This is a genomic window from Variovorax sp. V15, assembly GCF_041154425.1.
GTDB lineage: Bacteria > Pseudomonadota > Gammaproteobacteria > Burkholderiales > Burkholderiaceae_C > Variovorax > Variovorax guangxiensis.
Map to the genome: position 1 here is coordinate 2,108,092 of NZ_AP028659.1, position 20,318 is coordinate 2,128,409.

18 protein-coding genes are annotated in these 20,318 nt (G+C 65.8%); 1 reads left to right on the forward strand and 17 read right to left on the reverse strand.

The window, feature by feature from the left end:
- Positions 1–11 precede the first annotated feature (11 nt).
- The 17 genes from ACAM57_RS09925 to ACAM57_RS10005 all read right to left on the reverse strand — a co-directional run bounded on the left by ACAM57_RS09925 (position 12) and on the right by ACAM57_RS10005 (position 19,166).
- On the reverse strand, positions 12–1,934 hold the full coding sequence (locus ACAM57_RS09925; protein ID WP_126024873.1) for a PrkA family serine protein kinase: 1,923 nt from the start codon (positions 1,932–1,934) through the stop codon (positions 12–14).
- A gap of 794 nt (positions 1,935–2,728) precedes the next feature.
- Positions 2,729–3,856, reverse strand: a complete 1,128-nt coding sequence (gene dnaJ, locus ACAM57_RS09930) for a molecular chaperone DnaJ (RefSeq protein ID WP_126024874.1) — start codon at positions 3,854–3,856, stop codon at positions 2,729–2,731.
- A 108-nt stretch (positions 3,857–3,964) separates the two neighbouring features.
- On the reverse strand, positions 3,965–5,902 hold the full coding sequence (dnaK, locus tag ACAM57_RS09935) for a molecular chaperone DnaK (protein WP_184641402.1): 1,938 nt from the start codon (positions 5,900–5,902) through the stop codon (positions 3,965–3,967).
- Positions 5,903–6,020: 118 nt separating this feature from the next.
- Complete coding sequence (gene grpE, locus ACAM57_RS09940; protein WP_126024876.1) at positions 6,021–6,593, reverse strand: nucleotide exchange factor GrpE; 573 nt, start codon at positions 6,591–6,593, stop codon at positions 6,021–6,023.
- 151 nt (positions 6,594–6,744) lie between these two features.
- Positions 6,745–7,095, reverse strand: coding sequence for an FKBP-type peptidyl-prolyl cis-trans isomerase (locus ACAM57_RS09945; RefSeq protein ID WP_013540334.1), 351 nt, complete (start codon positions 7,093–7,095; stop codon positions 6,745–6,747).
- 84 nt (positions 7,096–7,179) lie between these two features.
- Entirely contained in the window at positions 7,180–7,635 is a 456-nt protein-coding gene (locus ACAM57_RS09950; RefSeq protein WP_369661536.1) for a winged helix-turn-helix transcriptional regulator, read from the reverse strand.
- 178 nt (positions 7,636–7,813) lie between these two features.
- Positions 7,814–8,665 carry an archaetidylserine decarboxylase gene (gene asd / locus ACAM57_RS09955; RefSeq protein WP_369661537.1) on the reverse strand — a complete coding sequence of 284 codons (852 nt, stop codon included), beginning with the start codon at positions 8,663–8,665 and terminating at the stop codon, positions 7,814–7,816.
- A 112-nt stretch (positions 8,666–8,777) separates the two neighbouring features.
- Positions 8,778–9,773, reverse strand: coding sequence for a tripartite tricarboxylate transporter substrate binding protein (locus ACAM57_RS09960; protein WP_126024879.1), 996 nt, complete (start codon positions 9,771–9,773; stop codon positions 8,778–8,780).
- Between the two features lie 40 nt (positions 9,774–9,813).
- Positions 9,814–10,881 (reverse strand): lactonase family protein, encoded by a 1,068-nt coding sequence (locus ACAM57_RS09965; protein WP_369661538.1) that lies wholly within the window; start codon positions 10,879–10,881, stop codon positions 9,814–9,816.
- Between the two features lie 9 nt (positions 10,882–10,890).
- Positions 10,891–11,868, reverse strand: coding sequence for a tripartite tricarboxylate transporter substrate binding protein (locus tag ACAM57_RS09970; RefSeq protein WP_369661539.1), 978 nt, complete (start codon positions 11,866–11,868; stop codon positions 10,891–10,893).
- A 58-nt stretch (positions 11,869–11,926) separates the two neighbouring features.
- Positions 11,927–12,691 carry an SDR family NAD(P)-dependent oxidoreductase gene (locus tag ACAM57_RS09975; protein ID WP_369661540.1) on the reverse strand — a complete coding sequence of 255 codons (765 nt, stop codon included), beginning with the start codon at positions 12,689–12,691 and terminating at the stop codon, positions 11,927–11,929.
- Positions 12,692–12,771: 80 nt separating this feature from the next.
- Complete coding sequence (garD, locus tag ACAM57_RS09980) at positions 12,772–14,346, reverse strand: galactarate dehydratase (RefSeq protein WP_369661541.1); 1,575 nt, start codon at positions 14,344–14,346, stop codon at positions 12,772–12,774.
- Positions 14,347–14,365: 19 nt separating this feature from the next.
- Entirely contained in the window at positions 14,366–15,661 is a 1,296-nt protein-coding gene (locus ACAM57_RS09985; protein WP_126024884.1) for a TRAP transporter large permease, read from the reverse strand.
- Between the two features lie 146 nt (positions 15,662–15,807).
- Positions 15,808–16,296, reverse strand: coding sequence for a TRAP transporter small permease (locus ACAM57_RS09990; RefSeq protein WP_126024885.1), 489 nt, complete (start codon positions 16,294–16,296; stop codon positions 15,808–15,810).
- Positions 16,297–16,431: 135 nt separating this feature from the next.
- A complete protein-coding gene (locus ACAM57_RS09995) occupies positions 16,432–17,412 on the reverse strand; it encodes a TRAP transporter substrate-binding protein (RefSeq protein ID WP_369661542.1) in 981 nt (326 codons plus the stop codon).
- Between the two features lie 46 nt (positions 17,413–17,458).
- Positions 17,459–18,349: an SMP-30/gluconolactonase/LRE family protein gene (locus tag ACAM57_RS10000; protein WP_369661543.1), complete on the reverse strand. Its 891-nt coding sequence runs from the start codon at positions 18,347–18,349 to the stop codon at positions 17,459–17,461.
- A gap of 4 nt (positions 18,350–18,353) precedes the next feature.
- A complete protein-coding gene (locus tag ACAM57_RS10005) occupies positions 18,354–19,166 on the reverse strand; it encodes an NAD-dependent epimerase/dehydratase family protein (RefSeq protein WP_369661544.1) in 813 nt (270 codons plus the stop codon).
- A gap of 238 nt (positions 19,167–19,404) precedes the next feature.
- Here ACAM57_RS10005 and ACAM57_RS10010 point away from each other — a divergent pair, with 238 nt between their 5' ends.
- A complete protein-coding gene (locus tag ACAM57_RS10010; protein WP_126024889.1) occupies positions 19,405–20,274 on the forward strand; it encodes a FadR/GntR family transcriptional regulator in 870 nt (289 codons plus the stop codon).
- Positions 20,275–20,318 lie beyond the last annotated feature (44 nt).

The following is a 20,318-nucleotide window of genomic DNA, read 5'->3' on the forward strand; positions in this document are numbered from 1 at the left end:
GGGCCGTTTTTCTATGAGCTTTTACGCACCCGCAGATACCACTCGCACAGCAGGCGCACCTGCTTGGCCGTATAGCCCTTCTCGACCATGCGGGTCACGAAGTCCTCGTGCTTCTTCTGTTCGTCGGCGCTGCTCTTGGTGTTGAAGCTGATCACCGGCAGCAGCTCTTCGGTGTTGGAGAACATCTTCTTCTCGATCACTGAGCGCAGCTTCTCGTAGCTGGTCCACGCCGGGTTGCGCCCCGCGTTGCCGGCCCGTGCGCGCAGCACGAAGTTGACGATCTCGTTGCGGAAGTCCTTCGGGTTGCCGATGCCGGCGGGCCGCTCGATCTTCTCGAGTTCGGCGTTGAGCGAGGCGCGGTCGAAGACTTCGCCGGTGTCCACGTCGCGGAACTCCTGGTCCTGGATCCAGTAGTCGGCGTAGGTGACGTAGCGGTCGAAGATGTTCTGGCCGTACTCGCTGTAGCTCTCGAGGTAGGCGGTCTGGATCTCCTTGCCGATGAACTCCGCATAGCGCGGCGCCAGAAGCTCCTTGATGTAGCTGATGTACTTCTGTTCGACTTCCGGCGGGAACTGCTCGCGCTCGATCTGCTGCTCGAGCACGTACATCAGGTGCACCGGGTTGGCGGCCACCTCGGAGCTGTCGAAGTTGAAGACCTTGGAGATGATCTTGAAGGCGAAGCGCGTGGAAACGCCGCTCATGCCTTCGTCGACGCCCGCGTAGTCGCGGTACTCCTGGATCGACTTGGCCTTGGGGTCGGTGTCCTTGAGGTTCTCGCCGTCGTACACCTGCATCTTGCTGAAGGTGCTGGAGTTCTCCGGCTCCTTCAGGCGGGTGAGCACCGAGAGCTGGGCCATCATGCGCAGCGTTCCGGGGGCGCAGGGAGCGTTGGCGAGCGAGGAGTTGCGCACCAGTTTCTCGTAGATCTTGATCTCTTCCGAGGCCCGCAGGCAGTAGGGCACCTTGACGATGTAGATCCGGTCGAGGAAAGCCTCGTTGTTCTTGTTGTTGCGGAAAGCCTTCCACTCGCTCTCGTTGCTGTGCGCGAGCACGATGCCGTCGAAGGGTATGGCGCCGAAGCCTTCGGTACCCTTGAAGTTGCCTTCCTGGGTGGCCGTCAACAGCGGGTGCAGCACCTTGATGGGCGCCTTGAACATTTCCACGAACTCCAGCAGGCCCTGGTTGGCCAGGCACAGGCCACCGGAGTAGGAGTAGGCGTCGGGGTCGTCCTGGGCGAAGGTCTCGAGCTTGCGGATGTCGACCTTGCCGACCAGCGAGGAGATGTCCTGGTTGTTCTCGTCGCCGGGCTCGGTCTTGGCGACCGCGATCTGCCGCAGCACCGAGGGAAAGCGCTTGACCACCTTGAACTGGCGGATGTCGCCGCCGTACTCCTCGAGCCGCTTGACGGCCCAGGGAGAGAGAATTCGATTCAGGTAGCGGCTCGGGATGCCGTATTCCTTTTCAAGGATCTCGCCGTCCTCGACCGCGCTGAAGAGACCCAGCGGCGATTCGTTCACCGGCGAGCCCTGGATGGCATAGAAGGGCACGTGCTCCATGAGCTGCTTCAGGCGCTCCGCGATGGAGCTCTTGCCGCCGCCCACCGGGCCCAGCAGGTAAAGGATTTGCTTCTTTTCTTCCAGCCCCTGCGCGGCGTGGCGGAAATAGGACACCACTTGTTCTATGGCGTCTTCCATGCCATAGAACTCCTTGAATGCCGGATAGATCTTGATGACCTTGTTCGCGAAGATGCGCGAAAGGCGGGGATCGTTGCGGGTGTCGACCAGCTGGGGCTCGCCGATGGCCTTGAGCATGCGCTCGGAGGCAGTGGCGTACGCCATGGGATCACGCTTGCAGGTGTCCAGGTAATCCTGCAGCGAGATGACTTCCTCGCGGGTGCGCTCGTAGCGGGCGGCAAAGTTGCTGATCACATCCATGGTCACGCCTCCTTCAGGTCGGTGGGCTTTTGGCCCGATGGCGTGCAGCAAAGGCCTTGCGCAACATTTAAAGGTGTGCCTGCCCATGGCTGCATGCCGTGGAAAACTCCCTTACAACAATCTGCTAACAATCAGCATAAAGCAAAGATTGAACCCGGCAAATCATTTGTTAATTCAGAACCACGACGCCAAGTAAAGTTCCACAAAAAGCAAGGAACAAATTTCCAGATTTCAGGTAAATTCAAAGGCTCGCTTTCTTGATTCTCTCCGGGTGAAAACACCTATGCCGAATGGCCATCGTCCGTTTTTGCCTTTTCTCCGGGAAAAAATCGCCTATTGAGCTTCGAGGCTCAAAAAAACAGCCGTTCCTGTTGCAATAACGCGCGATCTGCCGTTCGGTTTATTGCTCAACCCAAAAAAATATAAAAGCAAACCCTGAGCCACCTTCGGATAGGTGACTCGCGTGAGTCGGTGTCGGTATCGCGCCCAGGACAGGGTCGGTCTGATCCTCCTGGTGCGGATGCACCGCCTCGGTGCGCTAGAGCCCTAGAGGCTGGTGCGCCGGGTCAATGAGGCCGGATTTGCTTCGGGGATGAAGTGGCCGATGGGGAAGGCTGCTTTCCAGCCGCCCCATCTGGAGCGAGGCGGCGAGGCACCCCGGTTCGCATTGAAGCCATGAAGTGATGGGGCCCCGCCTCGCAACGGGACTCCACATCTCGAACCGGCCATTGCGGCCGGCCGTGAGCACGACGCCGGTCTCCTGCGCAGCGGCAGGCCCGGCGTGTACAGGACGATCAGCTGAAGAATTCCTTCGCCTTGTCGAACCAGCCCTTGTCGGTGGGGCTGTGCTTCTCTCCACCCTTCTTGAGCGAATCGTCGAGGTCCTTCAGCAGCTTGCGCTGGTACTCGGTGAGCTTCACCGGCGTCTCCACACGCACGTGGCAGTACAGGTCGCCCGGGTAGCTCGAGTTCACGCCCTTGATGCCCTTGCCGCGCAGGCGGAACTGCTTGCCGCTTTGCGTGCCTTCGGGAATGTCGATGGCCGCCGCGCCCTTCAGTGTGGGCACGTTGATCTCGCCGCCGAGCGCGGCCGTGGTCACGCTCACCGGCACCACGCAGTGCAGGTTGTCGCCGTCGCGCTCGAAGATGTCGTGCTTCTTCAGGCGAATCTCGATGTACAGGTCGCCCGGAGGGCCGCCATTGACGCCGGGCTCGCCGCTGCCGGTCACGCGCATGCGCTGGCCGTCGTCGATGCCGGCGCGGATCTTCACTTCGAGCGTCTTGTTGCGCTTGATCTTGCCCTGGCCATGGCACGCGGTGCAGGGCTCGGGAATGATCTTGCCGCTGCCGTGGCAGGTGGGGCAGGTCTGCTGCACGCTGAAGAAGCCCTGGCGCATCTGCACCGCGCCCGCGCCGTGGCAGGTGGTGCAGGTGATGGGCTTGGTGCCGGGTTTCGCGCCCGAGCCGTGGCAGGTCTCGCATTCGTCCCAGGTGGGAATGCGGATCTCGGTGGTCTTGCCCTCGGCTGCTTCCTCGAGCGTGATCTCCATCGCGTAGCTCAGGTCGCTGCCGCGGAAGACCTGCCGGCCGCCGCCACGGCGCCCGCCGCCGAACACGTCGCCGAAGATGTCGCCGAAGGCTTCAGCGAAGCCCCCGAAGCCTTCCGCGCCCGGGCCGCGCATGTTCGGGTCGACGCCGGCATGGCCGTACTGGTCGTAGGCCGCGCGCTTCTGGCCGTCGGACAGCATTTCGTAGGCTTCCTTGACCTCCTTGAACTTGGCCTCGGCCTCCTTCGCGGTGTCGCCGTGATTGCGGTCCGGGTGGTGCTTCATCGCGAGCTTGCGATAAGCCTTCTTGATTTCTTCTTCGCTGGCGTTCTTGGGGACGCCGAGGGTTTCGTAGTAGTCGCGTTTGGTGGCCATGGCAGGTCGATCGGGAGATCAGGGAAGCAGCGGGAACTCGGGTGACTTGAAGCGAGAAAGGCTGGAGCACCCTTTCAGGTGTTCCAGCCTTGGTCGGCGGGCTGGAGATCAGCCCTTCTTGACTTCCTTCACTTCGGCGTCGACCACGTTGTCGTCAGCCTGTGCGTGCGATGCAGCTTCCGCGCCAGCCGCGCCGGCTGCTGCCGACGCGCCGGCCGCGGCCTGCGATTCGGCATACATCTTCTCGCCGAGCTTCTGGCTTGCGGTCATCAGCGCGTTCGTCTTTTCCTCGATCGCGGCCTTGTCCTCGCCCTTGAGGGCTTCTTCCAGGTTCTTGATCGCGGTCTCGATCGCTTCCTTCTCGGCGGCTTCGAGGCTGGCGCCGTGTTCGCCCAGCGACTTCTTCACGCTGTGCACCATCGCTTCGCCCTGGTTGCGCGCCTGAACGATCTCGAGCTTCTTCTTGTCGTCGGCGGCGTTCAGCTCGGCATCCTTCACCATCTTCTGGATCTCGTCTTCCGACAGGCCCGAGCTCGCCTTGATGGTGATCTTGTTTTCCTTGCCGGTGCCCTTGTCCTTGGCGCCGACGTGCAGGATGCCGTTGGCGTCGATGTCGAAGCTCACCTCGATCTGCGGCGTGCCGCGCGATGCCGGCGGAATGCCTTCCAGGTTGAATTCGCCCAGCAGCTTGTTGCCCGCGGCGATGTCGCGCTCACCCTGGAACACCTTGATGGTCACCGCCGGCTGGTTGTCCTCGGCGGTCGAGAAGGTCTGCGCGAACTTCGTCGGGATCGTGGTGTTCTTGGCGATCATCTTGGTCATGACGCCGCCCATGGTCTCGATGCCCAGCGACAGCGGGGTCACGTCCAGCAGCAGCACGTCCTTGCGGTCGCCCGAGAGCACCTGGCCCTGGATGGCGGCGCCGACGGCCACGGCCTCGTCGGGGTTCACGTCCTTGCGCGGTTCCTTGCCGAAGAAGGCCTTCACCTTCTCCTGCACCTTGGGCATGCGGGTCATGCCGCCGACCAGGATCACGTCGTTGATGTCGCCCACGCTGATGCCGGCGTCCTTGATGGCCAGTCGGCAGGGAGCGATGGTGCGCTCGATCAGCTCGTCGACCAGGCTTTCCAGCTTGGCGCGGGTCAGCTTGATGTTCAGGTGCTTCGGACCCGAGGCATCGGCCGTGATGTACGGCAGGTTGATGTCGGTCTGCGCGCTGTTCGACAGCTCGATTTTGGCCTTTTCAGCGGCTTCCTTCAGGCGCTGCAGTGCCAGCACGTCCTTGCTCAGGTCGACGCCCTGTTCCTTTTTGAACTCGCCGATGATGTAGTCGATGATGCGCTGGTCGAAGTCTTCGCCGCCCAGGAAGGTGTCGCCGTTGGTCGACAGCACTTCGAACTGCTTCTCGCCGTCGACGTCGGCAATCTCGATGATCGACACGTCGAAGGTACCGCCGCCGAGGTCGTACACGGCGATCTTGCGGTCGGCCTTGTCCTGCTTGTCCAGGCCGAAGGCCAGGGCAGCGGCGGTGGGTTCGTTGATGATTCGCTTGACGTCGAGGCCAGCGATGCGGCCGGCGTCCTTGGTGGCCTGGCGCTGGGCGTCGTTGAAGTAGGCGGGCACCGTGATCACGGCTTCGCTGACGGTCTCGCCGAGGTAGTCTTCAGCGGTCTTCTTCATCTTGCGCAGGATGTCGGCGCTGACCTGCTGCGGGGCGATCTTCTTGCCGCGCACTTCCACCCATGCGTCGCCGTTGTCGGCCTTGGCGATGGTGTAGGGCATCAGGTCGATGTCCTTCTGGACTTCCTTTTCCTCGAACTTGCGCCCGATCAGGCGCTTGATCGCGTACAGCGTGTTCTTGGGGTTGGTCACGGCCTGGCGCTTGGCCGAGGCACCGACCAGCACTTCACCGTCTTCCTGGTACGCGACGATCGACGGCGTGGTGCGCGCACCTTCCGAGTTCTCGATCACACGCGTGGTGTTGCCTTCCATGATCGACACGCACGAGTTGGTGGTGCCGAGGTCGATGCCGATGATCTTTGCCATGTTCTTACTCCTGAAAGCCTGAAAAATATGTTGTTATGAACTTGTGGATAACCCGTCGCGATTCAAGGCATGAAGCGGGGATTTCCTGTGGGAATCTTGTGTGTCGCCGAACGGCGGGTCACTTCGGGGCGCTGACCGTGACCAGCGCCGGGCGCAGCACGCGGTCGTTGATGGTGTAGCCCTTCTGCAGCACGGTGACCACGGTGTTGGGTTCCTGGTCGGCGGGGACCATCGAGATGGCCTGGTGCTGGTGCGGGTCGAACTTCGTGCCGGGCGCGGGGGCCACTTCGATCACCTTGTTGCGTTCGAGCGCGCTCTTGAGCTGGCGCAGCGTGGCTTCGGCGCCTTCGCGGATCTGCTCGGGCGTGGCGTCCTTGACGGCCAGGCCGGCTTCCAGGCTGTCGGTGACCGGTAGCAGGCTTTCGGCGAAGGCCTCGACGGCGAACTTGCGGGCCTTGCTGACTTCCTCGTCCGCGCGGCGGCGGGCGTTCTGCACGTCCGCCTGGGCGCGCAGGTACTGATCGGCAAGCTCGGCATTCTTGGTCTGCAGCGCGGCGAGTTCGCCCTGGGCGACGGCCAGGGCATCGAGCGCCTCGGCTTCGTTGGCGGCTTGCGCTGCCTCCAGTTCTTCGGGGCTGGGCTCGCCTTGCAGCATTTGAGAATTCTGTGCGGATTGTTGCGGGTCAGACATTTTTCAAAGAACCGGCACGTGCCGGAAAACAAACGATAGCCAGCCACATGGGGCTGGCCGAAGGCATTTCAAGCGAAAAAATGGGGTCGAAACGACCTCCGAGACACGAAAAAGGCCCGAAACCGGGCCTTGGAGCCGTCAGCTGGGAGGCTCAGTGGGCGTCGAGCAGTTCGACGTCGAACTTCAGGGTGGCATTGGGGGGGATCACGCCGCCCGCGCCGCGAGCGCCATAGCCCAGCGATGCGGGAATGATCAGCGTGCGCTTGCCGCCGATCTTCATGCCGGCCACGCCTTCGTCCCAGCCCTTGATGACCTGGCCCGCGCCCAGCGAGAACGCGAAGGGGTCGTTGCGGTCGCGGCTGGAGTCGAACTTGGCGCCTTGCACGCCGTCGTTGTAGAGCCAGCCGGTGTAGTGCACGTGCACGTGCTGGCCGGCCTTGGCTTCGGCGCCGGTGCCGACTTCGGTGTCTTCGTATTGCAGGCCGGAGGGAGTGGTGGGCATGGGAAACGCTCCTTGCGTCGATGTGAGATCCGTGGATCGAAGGCGCGGAGTTTACCGAGGCCCGACGGGCAGCCCCGCCGTCCGTCAGCCGTGGCTGCTGTCGTCGCCGGACGGCGCGGGTGTAGGCGCAGGCGCCGGAGGAGGTTCGGGGGAGGGCGCTGCCGGGGGCGCAGCGGGAGCCATGGCGGGAGCGGCGGAGGCGGTTGCGGCCGGCGCAGCAGGCGCAGTTGCCGCAGCCTTCTTCTGCTGGCCGAGCTGCCATTTGCCGGCGAAGGCCTGCAGGTCGGACAGGCGCTTGAGCAGGTCCTGCCCGCTGAGCGTGAGGCTGTAGCCGTCGCTGCCATGGCCCACGAGGCCGGCCTCGCGCAGTTCCTTGATGCGGGTGTTGAGCGTGTTGGGAGTGATGCCGCCGACGCTGTCCTGCAGCAGGCGGAAGGTCTGCGCATGGCCGTCGCGCAGGGCCCAGAGCACGCGCAGCGCATAACGGGCTTCGAGCAGGGCGAGCAACTGGCTGATGGCTGCGTTTTCCTTGGTACTCATCGACATCATCTCCTCGAAGCTGGGCGGGCCGTCGACCTGCGGGGACAGGGCGATGCCTCGCGTTCTTGTGGTTGGTTATGAACCGTCTCGTTGGGCGGCGACTATAGCGCAATCGATGAGGATGCTACTAGTTTTGTAGCTGTCAAGGCAAGCTGGATGCGGCTTGTGAGACAAAGCCTCACAAATTGGTGTATTCGGCCATGGCTTCGCCCAACCGGATCGCGCGGCCGGGCGACCACTGCGGGTTGAAAGCCAGCGCGGGCGCCGGGAAGAGCATGACGACGGTGGAGCCCAGCAAGAACCGGCCCATCTCGTCGCCCTTGCGGATGTCGATCTGCTGGTCGGTGTAGTGCCACTCGCGCAGCTCGCCCACGCGCGGCGGATTGACCACCCCATGCCACACGGTGGCCATGCTGCCGACGATGGTGGCGCCCACCAGCACCAGCACGAAGGGCCCGCGCGCCGATTCGAAGACGCACACCACGCGCTCGTTGCGCGCGAAGAGGCCGGGCACGCCCCGCGCCGTCGTCGGGTTCACCGAGAACAGGTCGCCCGGCACGTGGATCATGCGCACCAGCCGCCCGTCGCAGGGCATGTGGATGCGGTGATAGTCCTTGGGGCTCAGGTAGAGCGTGGCGAAGCTGCCGTGCGCGAACTTCGCGGCCAGGGTGGCGTCGCCGCCCACCAGTGCGGTGGTCGTGTAGTTGTGGCCTTTGGCCTGGAAGATCTGGTCGCCTTCGATCGCGCCGAACTGGCTGATCGCGCCGTCCACGGGGCAGATCAGGTCGGCCTGGGCGATGGGCCGGGCGCCGGGCTTGAGCTCGCGCGTGAAGAACTGGTTGAAGCTCTTGTAGTGGCTGATGTCCGACTCGAGCGCCTCGCCCATGTCCACGCCGTACTTGGCCACGAAGCGCCGGATGATCCACGTCGTCACGGCGCCCCGTTCCTTGCCCGCGACCCAGCCGGCGAAATTGGTCAGGGCCTGCTTGGGAAACAGGTATTGGGGCAGTACGGCGGAGCGGTCGGACACGTGGGAATGATCTGGAAAGCGGATCGGAGGGGCATTCTATAAAGGGCTTTTCGCCCGGGACGTAGGAAGCTTCCCTTGGTTCCCCCAGCCAGCCCCTGCCGATCGCGCCGGATCAGTCGGGCTTGATTCCCGCAGCCTTGATCACCTGCGCCCACTTCTCCACCTCGGCCTTCTGGAAGGCCGCGATCTGCACCGTGCTCAGGTCGGCCGGCTCCATGCCGAAGCCCTTGAGCTTGTCCTGCATCTCCGGCGTCGCGAGGATCTTGCGGATCTCGGTGTGCAGCCGGTCGACCACCGGCGCGGGCGTGTGCGCGGGCACGAAGATCGCCTGCCACGACACCACCTCGAAGTCCTGCAGGCCCGGCACGCCCGACTCGGCCACCGTCGGCACGTCGGGCATCGAGGCCAGCCGCTTCGACGAGGTGACCGCGATCGCGCGCAGCTTGCCGCTCTGGATGTGCGGGCCGGCCACCACCGTGGTGTCGAACATCATGTCGACCTGCCCGCCGATCACGTCCTGGATCGCTGGGCCGCTGCCCTTGTACGGGATGTGCGTGAACTTCACGCCCGACTTGTAGGCCAGCAGTTCCAGCGCCAGGTGCTGCGAGGTGCCCGTGCCGGCCGATGCCGACGAGAGCCCGCCCGCCTTGCCCTTGCTCGCGGCGATCACGTCCTTCAGCGTCTTGTAGGGGCTCGCCTGGTTCACCACCAGCACCACCGGGTTGGTGCCGATCAGCGTCACCGGCGCGAACGACTTCTGCGGGTCGTAGCCGAGCTTGGGGTACAGGCTCACGTTGATCGCGTGCGAGCTGATCGTGCCGCCCACCAGCGTGAAGCCGTCGGGCGCGGCGCGCGAGCCGATCTCGGAGCCCACGCTGCCGCCGGCGCCGCCCTTGTTGTCGATGATCACCGTGGTGCCCAGCGCGGGGCCCAGCTTCTGTCCTATCAGCCGGCCCAGCACGTCGGTGGTGCCGCCCGCCGGAAAGGGCACGAGGTAGGTGATCGGCTTGCCCGTGGGCCAGTTGCTGCTGCCCTGGGCGAATGCCGCCGGAAGCGCGGCGGCGACCGAAGAGGCGAGGGCGGTGCGGATGAGTGTGCGGCGTTGCATGCGAAGTCTCCTTGGGTTGTCAGTTGGCGCCGGCTGCCCTTCAGGGCAGGTCGACGATCTCGATCCAGTTCGGGTTCTTGCCCACCTCCAGGTGCTGGGGCGTGCCCAGCGCGCCGGTGTCGGCGTCGATGGCGTAGAGGGAGATGCCGTTCGATTCCTGTCCCGCCGCGATCAGGTAGCGGCCGGTGGAATCGATGGCGAAGCCGCGCGGCCCCTTCTCGGTCGGCGTCTGGCCCAGCGGCTGCAGCTGCCCCGTAGCGGCGTCGACCTTGAATGCCGAGAGCGTGCTCGAGGTGCGCTCCGACGCGTAGAGGAAGCGCCCGTCCGGCGTCAGGTGCAGGTCGGCGGCCCAGGGCTTGCCGGTGAAACCGGCGGGCAGGGTGGTGGTGCTCTGTTCGAGCCTGAGCGTGCCCCGCGCGGCGTCCCAGGCGAACACGTGCAGCGCGGCGTCGAGCTCGTCCAGCAGGTAGACATGGCGCTGCGCCTTGTCCCACACGAAGTGGCGCGGGCCCGACTTCGCGGCGGTGGTGGTCAGCGGCGGGTCGTTGGGCGAGAGCAGGCCTTTCTCCGCGTCGAAGCGCCAGCTCGACACGTTGTCGCCACCCAGGCTGGTGGCGAGCACGAAGCGGTTGCTCGCGTCGGCGTGGATGGCGTGCGCGTTGGGCGCTGTCTGGATCAGCTGGTTGATCGGCCCCACCGTGCCGTCCTTGCCCACCGCGTTGACCGTGATCTTGCCGCCCTGGTAGGAGGCCGCGAACAGCCACTTGCCGCTCGCGTCGAGGTCGATGTTGGCCATGCTGTCGGCCAGCGGCGCCTCGCCCAGCTTCCGCAGCCTGCCGCTGGCGCCGTCGATCGACAGCGCGGTCACGCGAAACGGCTGCGAGCGCAGCGCGGCGTACAGCACGCGCCTGTCGCGGCTCACCACCATCGGCATCACCGTGCCGCCCACGTTCAGCGTCTGCACCGGCTTGAGCGCGCCCTGGCTCCTGTCGAGCTCGAGCACCGAGATTTCCTGGCTGTCGGCGTTCGACACGTAGACCCAGGTGGCGGCCGATGCGGGTACCGCCGCGGCCAGCCACAGCAGCGATGCGATGGTCGTCTTCTTCATGGCCGGGGCTCAGGGCTTGATGTTGAGTTTGGTGATGAGCTGCTTGAAGTACACGTTGTCCTTCGCCAGCGTTTCCTTGAACACCGCGCCGTCGGTGTAGACATAGCCCAGGTTCTGCTTGTCCATCACCTCGTGCATCAGCGGTTCGGCGGCGGTCTTCGCGGTGATCTCGCGCAGCTTCGCCATCACTTCGGGCGGCGTGTTCTTCGGCGCGCCCAGGCCGCGCCAGGTGCCGATCGACAGGTCGATGCCGCGCTCCTTGGCGGTGGGCACCTTCTCGAAGCCCTTCACGCGCTTGTCGGCCATCACCATCAGCACCTTGAGCTTGCCGCCCTGCACGTGCGTCGTCACCTCGGCCGGGCTCACCGCCACGGCTTCGATGTGGCCGCCCAGCAGCGCCAGCACCGCGGGTGCCGCGCCCTGGAACGGGATGTGGCCGAACTTGGCGCCGGTCTTGTCTTCCAGTGCGGCGGCGGCAAGGTGCCAGATCGAGCCGTTGCCCGAGTTGCCCACGCGCACGCTCTCCGGCGATTTCTTCGCGGCGGCCAGGAACTCCTCGATGGTGTTCCACGGCGCGTCGGCCTTCACCGTGATCGCGGCCGGATCGGCGTTGAGCTGAGCGATCGGCTGGAAGTCGTCGTAGTTGAACTTGGCCAGCCCCAGGTGCGGCAGCGTCAGCAGCTCGACCGTGAGCACGGCGAGCTTGTAGCCGTCGGGCTTGGAGTTGATCACCTCGGTCCAGCCGATGGCGCCCCCCGCGCCGGGACGGTTGACGATCACGATGCTCTGCGAGATGTGCTTGCGGCTCGCTTCCGAGAAGGCACGCGCCAGGCCGTCGGTGCCGCCGCCGGGCTGGTAGGGCACGAGCAGTTCGATGGTGCGGTTCGGAAAATCGGCCTGTGCGGCGGCCGGTGCCGCCAGCCCGAGCGAGAGGGCGGCCGTGGCCGAGAGGGCGGCGATGCCGCGAATGAACTGCTTGCGTTTCATGATCCTTGTCTCCGTTGTTGTGGTTGAGCGTTGAAGTGTTGAAAGGTGTGGGTGCGCGTCAGGGCATGTACTGCCCGCCGTTCACCTCGATCACCTGCCCGGTGACGTAGCCCGAGAGTTGTTCCGATGCGAGGTAGAGGAATGCGCCCACGCATTCATCCGGCGTGCCGATGCGGCCCATCGGAATGCCGGCGCGGAAGTTCTCCAGCATCGCGGGCGTGGAGAAGCGGTCCTGGAAGGGCGTCTGGATGACGCCCGGCGCCACCGCGTTCACGCGGATGCGGTCGCCCACCAGCTCCTTCGCCAGCCCGTGCGTTGCCGTGCTCACGAAGCCCTTCGAGCCCGCGTACAGATAGGCCGAAGGCCCGCCGCCGGTGCGTGCCGCGACAGAGGTCACGTTGATGATGTTGCCGCCGCCGCTCTTGCGCATCAGCGGAACCACCTCGCGGCAGAAAGCGAGCACCGAGCGCGCGTTGATGTGCAGCACTTCGTCGAAGAGTGCATCGTCGAACTCGGCGATGGGCACGCGCTTGACCAGGCTGCCCGCGTTGTTCACCAGCACGTCGATGCGGCCGCCGAACTGCGACGAGGCCTGCTTCACGCACTCGCGGATCGCGCCCGTGTCGCGCACGTCGGCCTTCAGTGCGAAGGCGGTGCCGCCGGCCGCGCGGATGGTGTCGACCACCTGGTTCGCCGCGTCGGCGGAGCTGTTGTAGTGCACCGCCACGCGCATGCCGCGCGCGGCGAAGGCGATGGCCACCGCCGCGCCGATGCCGGTGCTGGCGCCGGTGACGAGGGCTGTCTTGTCCTTGAGGTCTTCCATGAGGGGCTCCGTTGATGAAGAGACAGGTCTTAGAAAGGAAATCAGAAAGACGTGAACCCGCGCGTCGCGCAGCGCCTTGCTCAGGTCACGGGCGCGGGGTTGAAAAGCACCAGCGCGTTGTGCAGCTTCCAGTGCTCGGCCCAGGTCTTCTTCCGTCCGCTGGCCACGTCGAGCATCAGGCGGAACATTTCCCAGCCGATGTCCTCGATGGTGGCCTCGCCGTCGGCGATGCGGCCCGCGTTTACGTCCATCAGGTCGTGCCAGCGGCGCGCGAGGTCGCTGCGGGTGGCGACCTTGATCACCGGCACCTCGGCCAGTCCGTAGGGCGTGCCGCGGCCGGTGGTGAACACGTGCAGGTTGATGCCGGCGGCCAGTTGCAGCGTGCCGCAGATGAAGTCGCTGGCGGGTGTGGCCGTGTAGATCAGGCCCTTCTGCTTCGCCTTCTCGCCGGGCGCGAGCACGCCGGTGATGGGCGCCGAACCCGACTTGACGATGGAGCCCATCGCCTTCTCGACGATGTTGGAGAGCCCGCCCTTCTTGTTGCCCGGCGTGGTGTTGGCGCTGCGGTCGACCATGCCCTTCTTCAGGTAGGCGTCGTACCAGGCCATCTCGCGGATCATGGCTTCGGCCACTTCGGGCGTGGACGCGCGCGAGGTGAGCTGGTCGATGCCGTCGCGCACCTCGGTGGTCTCGGAGAACATCACCGTGGCGCCCGCGCGCACCAGCAGGTCGGTGCAGAAGCCCACCGCCGGGTTGGCGGTGACGCCCGAGAAGGCATCGCTGCCGCCGCACTGCACGCCCACCACCAGCTCGCTGGCGGGCACGGTCTCGCGCCTGCGTGCGTTGAGCCGGGCGAGGTGCTCCTCGGCCTGGCGCATGACCGAATCGATCATCGACATGAAGCCGACGTGCGCGTCGTCCTGCAGGCAGACCACGTCGAGCGCGGTATCGGGCGTGGTGCCGGCACGCTGGTCGGCGATGGGAATGCTGCCCGGCGGCAGCAGCCGCTCGGGCTGCAGCTTCTCGCAGCCCAGGCTCACCACCATCACCTCGCCGCCGAAGTTGGGATTGAGGCTGATGTTGCGCAGCGTGCGGATGGGCACGATGGCGTCGGGCGCGTCGATGGCCACGCCGCAGCCGTAGGTGTGCTCCAGCGCCACCACGTCGTCGACGTTGGGGTACTTCGGCAGCAGCTCGGCCTTGATGCGCTGCACCGCGAATTCGGTGACGCCGGCCACGCACTGCACCGTCTGCGTGATGGCGAGGATGTTGCGCGTGCCCACCGAGCCGTCGGCGTTGCGGTAGCCCTCGAAGGTGTAGCCCTCCAGCGGCGGCAGGGCAGGGGGCTTGACCGTCGCGATGGGAAGGCCGTCGAGCTCGGGCGCGGTCGGCATCCGCATCACGCGCTCGTGCACCCAGCTGCCGCGCGGCAGCGCCTTCTGTGCGTAGCCGATCACCACGTCGTAGCGGCGGATGGCATCGCCTTCGGCGAGGTCGACCAGCGCAACCTTGTGGCCCTGGGGCACGTTGTCCACCAGCCGCAGGCCGTCGGCGAACTCCGCGCCGGCCTTCAGCCCGCCGTCGTTGGCGACGATGGCCACGTTGTCGGCGGCGTGGATGCGGATGTAGAGCGGAGGGCGGGTGGTCTCGGTCATCGCGGGTTCCTTGCTTTGCTTACTTCACGACCATGAACATGCTCGGGAGCCAGGTCGAGAAGGCCGGCACGAAGGTGACCACGCCGAGCGCGAAGATCAGCGCCCCGTAGAACGGCCAGATGGTGCGCATCACCGTTCCCACCGACACCCCGCCGATCGCGCAGCCGACGAACTGGGTCGTGCCCACGGGCGGCGTGTTCAGGCCCAGCGCGCAATTGATGAGCATCACGATGCCGAACTGCACGGAGGTCATGCCGTACTGCTGCGCGATGGGCAGGAAGATCGGCGTGCACAGCAGGATGGTGGCGGCCATGTCCAGGAAGGTGCCCAGCACGAACAGGATGATGTTGATCAGCAGGAAGATCACCCACGGCGTGCTAGTGACCTGCGACAGCATCTGGCCCGTGAGCTCGGCCACGCCGTACAGGCTGATGAGGTAGCCGAAGGTGCTGGAGATGCCGATCAGCAGCAGGATCACGCCGGTGGTGCGCACAGCCTTCGAGGCCGCCTTGACGAAGTGCTCCCACTTCAGCGTGCGGTACACGAAGATCGTGAGGGCCAGCGCGTAGAGCACCGCCACCGCCGCCGACTCGGTGGCCGTGAAGATGCCCGACAGGATGCCGCCCAGGATCAGCAGCACCACGAACAGGCCCGGCAGCGCCGCCGCGAACGAGCGCGCCACGATGGCCCAGCCCGGGAAGGTGCCGGCGGGGTAGCCGCGCTTGACCGCCACCAGGTAGGCGGCCGCCAGGTTGCTGACGGTGAGCACCGCCGCCGGCAGCAGCGCCGCGAGGATCAGCGCCGCGATCGACACCTTTCCGCCCGCGGCCAGCGAATAGATGATGAGGTTGTGGCTGGTCGGCATCAGCGCGCCGACCAGTGCCGCGTGGGTCGTCACGTTGACCGCGTAGTCGGCGTGATAGCCCTCCTTCTTCATCATCGGGATCATCACGGCGCCCATGGCCGAGACGTCCGCCACGGGCGAACCCGAGACGCCGCCGAACAGCGTGCAGGCCACCACGTTCGACATGCCGAGGCCACCGCGCACGTGGCCCACGAGGTCGCGCGCCAGGTTGACGATGCGGTCCGCGATGCCGCCGTAGAGCATCAGCTCGCCGGCGAAGATGAAGAACGGGATGGCGAGGAACGAGAAGATGCCCATGCCCGAGGTCATCTGCTGGAAGCCGACCGCCAGCGGCAGGCCTTCATACAGCAGCGTGGCCAGGGCCGACAGGCCGATGGAGAAAGCCACCGGCACGCCCAGCAGGAGGAAGAGCGTGAACGAGAGGCAGAGAATCAAAAGGGGAATGGTCATGATCTGGCCGCCTCGCCGGTGGTGGGGGCGCTATGGACTGTTCGGGGAATGCCGCGGAACCGGCTTTGCCGGGCCGCAGGCATTGCCCCCTGCAATTGGGTTGGAGAAGCGACACGAAGTGCGCGAAGCCTGGGGGAGTGCATTCGTTATCCCCAGGCGGGTTCCACTTCGCGGCCTTGGGCCAGGGCGATGATGTGTTCGATGGAGAAGAGGACGATCAGCACGCCCGCGACCGAGGCCGGCACGTACTTCCAGCCCTCGGAGATCCACAGCGTGGGCAGCCGGTATTCCCAAACCGAACCGGCCAGCTCGGCGCAGTTCCAGGCCATGGCCAGGCCGAACAGCAGGATCAGCGCGTGGATGAGGTATTCCATCTTCAGCCGCAGCCAGTCGGGTGCGAGGACGAGGAAGGACTCGAGCCCGATGTGGCCCGCGTCGCGCACGCCCACGGCCACGCCGAGCATGGTGACGTAGAGCACCAGAAGCAGCGCGAGGCTTTCGGCCCAGGTGGGGGTGTTGTTGAGCACGTAGCGGCCGAACACCTGCCAGCTCACGGCGCAGATGACCGCCACGAGACCGAGGATGCCCAACCACATGCAGGCACGCGCGAGGGTGCGGCAAAGTTTGGTGTACATATTTTCCAGCGCGAGAGATGGTGGGGAGGGCTGCCCATTCGTGAAACACCGAGGAGCCGGCTTTGCCGGGCCTCAGGTGTTGCCCCCGGTAGGGGGTGGCGGCTACACGAAGTGAGCAAGCCTGGGGGGCGAGCCCTATTTCGTTTCCTGGACGCGCTTCACGAGGTCCTTGAGCTTCGCGTCGGTGATGAACTTGTCGTACACCGGCTTCATCGCCACCTGGAACGGGGCCTTGTCGACCTCGATGATCTCGGCTCCGCCGGCCTTCACCGTGGCCAGCGACTTCACTTCGCGCTCTTCCCACTGCTTGCGCATGTAGGGCACCGACTCCTTGGCGGCCTGGCGGATCCAGCCCTGCTCCTCGGCGGAGAGCTTGTCCCACACGCGCTTGGAGAACAGCAGCATCTCGGGCGCCATCGAGTGCTCGGTCTTGCTGTAGTACTTGGCCACTTCGAAGGCGCGCGCGCTTTCATAGGTGGGATAGTTGTTCTCGGCGGCGTCGATCAGGCCGGTCTTCAGACCCGTGTAGACCTCGCCCATGGGCATGGGCGTGGCGTTGGCGCCCATGGCTTCCAGCATCGACACCCACAGGTCGGACTGCTGCACGCGCACCTTCAGGCCTTTCATGTCGGCGAAGCTGCGCACCGGCTTCTTGGCGGTGAACATCGAGCGCGCGCCGCTGTCGTAGTAGGCCAGGCCCACAAAGCCCTGCTTCTCGCACGACTTCAGGATCTCTTCGCCGATCGGGCCGTCCAGCACCTTGTGCAGGTGGTCGACCGAGCGGAACAGGAAGGGCATGGTCGGCACCTGCGTCTCGGGGCAGATGTTGTTCATGGGCGCAATGTTCACGCGCACCATCTGCAGCGCGCCGATCTTGGCCTGCTCGATCGTGTCCTTCTCGCTGCCGAGCGCACTGTTGTTGAACACCTTGATGCTGTGCTTGCCGCCCGACAGCGCCTTCAGGCGCTCGCTCATGAACTTCACCGCGGTCACGGTGGGGTAGTCGTCGGGGTGGATGTCGGCCGAACGGAACTCGGTGGCGTGTGCAGCCATGGTGGTCAGCGCGGCTGCGGCGCACGCGGAAATTGCGATCAGGGTCTTCTTGGCGAATTTCATTTGTCTCGTCCTCTGGTTTGGTTTGGTGGTTGTTGAAAAAAAGGAATCAGCTGCCGAAGGCCGGCTCGGGCACGCCCTGCGCGCCGGGCCGCAGCGCGAACACGCCGCCGGCCAGCGGCTGGTCCGACAGGTCGATGCCGCCGGGGCGGATCGAGGTGACGAACAGGGTGTCGAGGCCCGCGCCGCCGAAGGCGCACATGGCGGGTTTCTTCACCGGCACTTCGAGCGAGCGGTCGAGCCGGCCGTCGGGCGTGAAGCGGTGCACCAGGCCCGCGTCGTTGCCGCAGATCCAGTAGCAGCCGTCGGTGTCGATGGCGGCGCCGTCGGGGCGGCCGGGCAGGGGCTTCATGTCGACGAAGAGGCGGCGGTTGCCTGGCGTGCCGGTGGCGGTGTCGTAGTCGAAGGCCCAGACGGCCTGCACCGTGGGGTGCGAATCCGAGAGGTACATCGTGCGGCCGTCGGGGCTGAAGGCCAGGCCGTTGGGCACGATGAAGTCGTCGAGGCGCTGGTCGGCCTTCGCGCTGCCGCTGGCGTAGCTGTAGAGGCGGCCGACGCGTGCGCCAGCCGCCATGTCCAGCAGCATGGTGCCGGCCCAGAAGCGGCCCTGGCGGTCGCAGCGGCCGTCGTTGAAGCGCATGGCGGGCGCGGCGTGGTCGACGGAGGCGAGCGGCGCGCAGGCCAGCGTGCCGTCGGCCTGCGGCTTCAGCGAGAAGAGGCCGCTTTCCATGCCGGCGATCCACTCGCCGGGCGCGTCGGCGCGCGGCGCGATGCAGGCGATCATTTCATCGGCCTTCCACTGCGCGTGGCCTTCGCCCGCATGCCAGCGGTTCAGCGTGCGCGCGGGAATATCGACCCAGTACAGCGCCTGCTCGGCGGCATGCCACACCGGGCTCTCGCCGGTGCCGTTGCGAGCGTCGAGGACGAGTTCAGCTTGCATCGCCTCAATCGCCGAATGGCCCCTGTGCAGTGAAGGCTCCGCCCTGGTAGATGGCGTTGGGGTCGGTCGGTGCCACCGGAGGCTGCTGCTCGACCTTGTCGCGGAACACTTCGGAGCTGTCCTGCGGCACGAAGCCCAGGTGCGCGGCGGCGCTGTTGTCCCACCACACGTCGCGATTGTTCGACATGCCGTAGACCACCGTGTGCTTCACGCCGGGGGTGAAGAGCGACTTCTCGATCAGCGTGGTGAGGTCGCGGTAGCTCAGCCAGGTGCTCATCATCCGGCGGTTGGCCGGCTCGGGGAAGGAGGAGCCGATGCGGATGCTCACCGTCTCGATGCCCCAGCGGTCGAAGTAGAACTGCGCCACGTCCTCGCCGAAGGACTTCGACAGGCCGTAGTAGCCGTCTGGCCTGCGTGCGGCATGGGCGTCGATGTGCTCGCTCTGCTTGTAGAAGCCGATCACGTGGTTCGAGCTCGCGAACACCACGCGCTTCACGCCGTGGCGGCGCGCGGCCTCGTAGATGTGGAACACGCCCTTGATGTTGGCTTCGAGGATTTCCTCGAACGGCCGCTCCACCGACACGCCGCCCAGGTGGACGATGGCGTCGCAGCCTTCCACCAGCGCATGCACCGCGGCCTTGTCCGAGAGATCGCAGGGCACGGTTTCCTCGTTCGCGCCGGTGGCCGGCGCCAGCGAGGCGATGTCGGACAGGCGCAGCACGTTCGCATAGGGCTTGAGCCGCTCGCGCAGCACCTTGCCGAGGCCGCCGGCCGCGCCGGTCAGCAGGAGGCGGTTCATCTTGTTGTTGTCTGTCATGGTTGGCCGTCCTTGCATGCAGTAGTCATGGTTTCCGAGGGGCTGCCGTCGCGGCGGTTTCGCGGAAGCGACCGGTACGATGCCGGTGAAGCAAGGTCGAGGTCGCGAGGTCGAAAAGGCGCTGCATTTCGGTGCCGTGGAAACCGAAGGCCGCTGGCGGACAAGCCCGCGACGCTTGGGAGTTGAGTGATAAGTTATCTGTTGTCGTACAACTAGTTTGGAGATTATCATCGTGGCCATGGTTCAGACGACTGCGGGTAATCCCTTGGTGTCGGACGCTCCGGCGGAGGCGGGCTCTTCGGCTTCTTCCTTCGTGGGGCGTCCGCGCCAGCGCGCGCGCGGCCTCGCGCACGGGCTGGTGGAAGACCTGGGCGAGAAGATCCGCAGCCAGTCGCTGCGGCCGGGCGACAAGCTGCCGACCGAGTCGGCAATCATGCAGGCCTACGGCGTGAGCCGCACCGTGGTGCGCGAGGCGCTGTCGAAGCTGCAGGCCGCGGGGTTGGTCGAGACGCTGCACGGCGTCGGCACCTTCGTGCTGCAGCCGCGCACCGGCGGGGTGTTCCGCCTCGATCCGGGCGAGATCGCCGCGTCGGTCGACGTACTCGCCGTGCTGGAGCTGCGCATCAGCCTGGAGACCGAATCGGCCGGCCTCGCCGCCAGCCGCCGCACCGACGAGCAGCTGGTGGCCATGCGCCAGGCGCTCGACGACTTCGAGCGCAACGTGGTGGCGGCGGGCGACACGGTGGGGCCCGACTTCCGCTTCCACCTGCAGATCGCCGAGTCGACCGGCAACCCGTACTTCGCGGACATCATGCGGCACCTGGGCACCACGCTCATTCCGCGCACGCGCATCAGCGCCATTCGCACGCACGAGGGCGGGGCGCCTTACCTGAGCCGCGTCAACCGCGAGCACGAAGAGATCTACGCGGCCATCGCGCGGCGCGACCCCGAGTCGGCGCGCGCCGCGATGCGCATCCACCTGACCAACAGCCGCGAGCGGCTGCGCATGGCGCAGGAGGCGGCGCAGCAGAAGGCGAAAGCCGATGCATCCGCGGCAGGTGCCGCCGATGCGGCCGTGCCGTCGACCGACGGCGCTTCCTCTCACTGATATTTTTCTTGTCCGCCATGCTGGACAAGTCATCTCTCTAGTTG

What these genes read in the sequence shown, in the direction of transcription:
- ACAM57_RS09925 (WP_126024873.1), bottom strand. Translation starts at nt 1,934, where the DNA reads ATGGATGTGATCAGCAACTTTGCCGCCCGCTACGAGCGCACCCGCGAG.
- dnaJ (WP_126024874.1), bottom strand. Translation starts at nt 3,856, where the DNA reads ATGGCCACCAAACGCGACTACTACGAAACCCTCGGCGTCCCCAAGAAC.
- dnaK (WP_184641402.1), bottom strand. Translation starts at nt 5,902, where the DNA reads ATGGCAAAGATCATCGGCATCGACCTCGGCACCACCAACTCGTGCGTG.
- grpE (WP_126024876.1), bottom strand. Translation starts at nt 6,593, where the DNA reads ATGTCTGACCCGCAACAATCCGCACAGAATTCTCAAATGCTGCAAGGC.
- ACAM57_RS09945 (WP_013540334.1), bottom strand. Translation starts at nt 7,095, where the DNA reads ATGCCCACCACTCCCTCCGGCCTGCAATACGAAGACACCGAAGTCGGC.
- ACAM57_RS09950 (WP_369661536.1), bottom strand. Translation starts at nt 7,635, where the DNA reads ATGAGTACCAAGGAAAACGCAGCCATCAGCCAGTTGCTCGCCCTGCTC.
- ACAM57_RS09960 (WP_126024879.1), bottom strand. Translation starts at nt 9,773, where the DNA reads ATGCAACGCCGCACACTCATCCGCACCGCCCTCGCCTCTTCGGTCGCC.
- ACAM57_RS09965 (WP_369661538.1), bottom strand. Translation starts at nt 10,881, where the DNA reads ATGAAGAAGACGACCATCGCATCGCTGCTGTGGCTGGCCGCGGCGGTA.
- ACAM57_RS09970 (WP_369661539.1), bottom strand. Translation starts at nt 11,868, where the DNA reads ATGAAACGCAAGCAGTTCATTCGCGGCATCGCCGCCCTCTCGGCCACG.
- ACAM57_RS09975 (WP_369661540.1), bottom strand. Translation starts at nt 12,691, where the DNA reads ATGGAAGACCTCAAGGACAAGACAGCCCTCGTCACCGGCGCCAGCACC.
- garD (WP_369661541.1), bottom strand. Translation starts at nt 14,346, where the DNA reads ATGACCGAGACCACCCGCCCTCCGCTCTACATCCGCATCCACGCCGCC.
- ACAM57_RS09985 (WP_126024884.1), bottom strand. Translation starts at nt 15,661, where the DNA reads ATGACCATTCCCCTTTTGATTCTCTGCCTCTCGTTCACGCTCTTCCTC.
- ACAM57_RS09990 (WP_126024885.1), bottom strand. Translation starts at nt 16,296, where the DNA reads ATGTACACCAAACTTTGCCGCACCCTCGCGCGTGCCTGCATGTGGTTG.
- ACAM57_RS09995 (WP_369661542.1), bottom strand. Translation starts at nt 17,412, where the DNA reads ATGAAATTCGCCAAGAAGACCCTGATCGCAATTTCCGCGTGCGCCGCA.
- ACAM57_RS10000 (WP_369661543.1), bottom strand. Translation starts at nt 18,349, where the DNA reads ATGCAAGCTGAACTCGTCCTCGACGCTCGCAACGGCACCGGCGAGAGC.
- ACAM57_RS10005 (WP_369661544.1), bottom strand. Translation starts at nt 19,166, where the DNA reads ATGACAGACAACAACAAGATGAACCGCCTCCTGCTGACCGGCGCGGCC.
- ACAM57_RS10010 (WP_126024889.1), top strand. Translation starts at nt 19,405, where the DNA reads ATGGTTCAGACGACTGCGGGTAATCCCTTGGTGTCGGACGCTCCGGCG.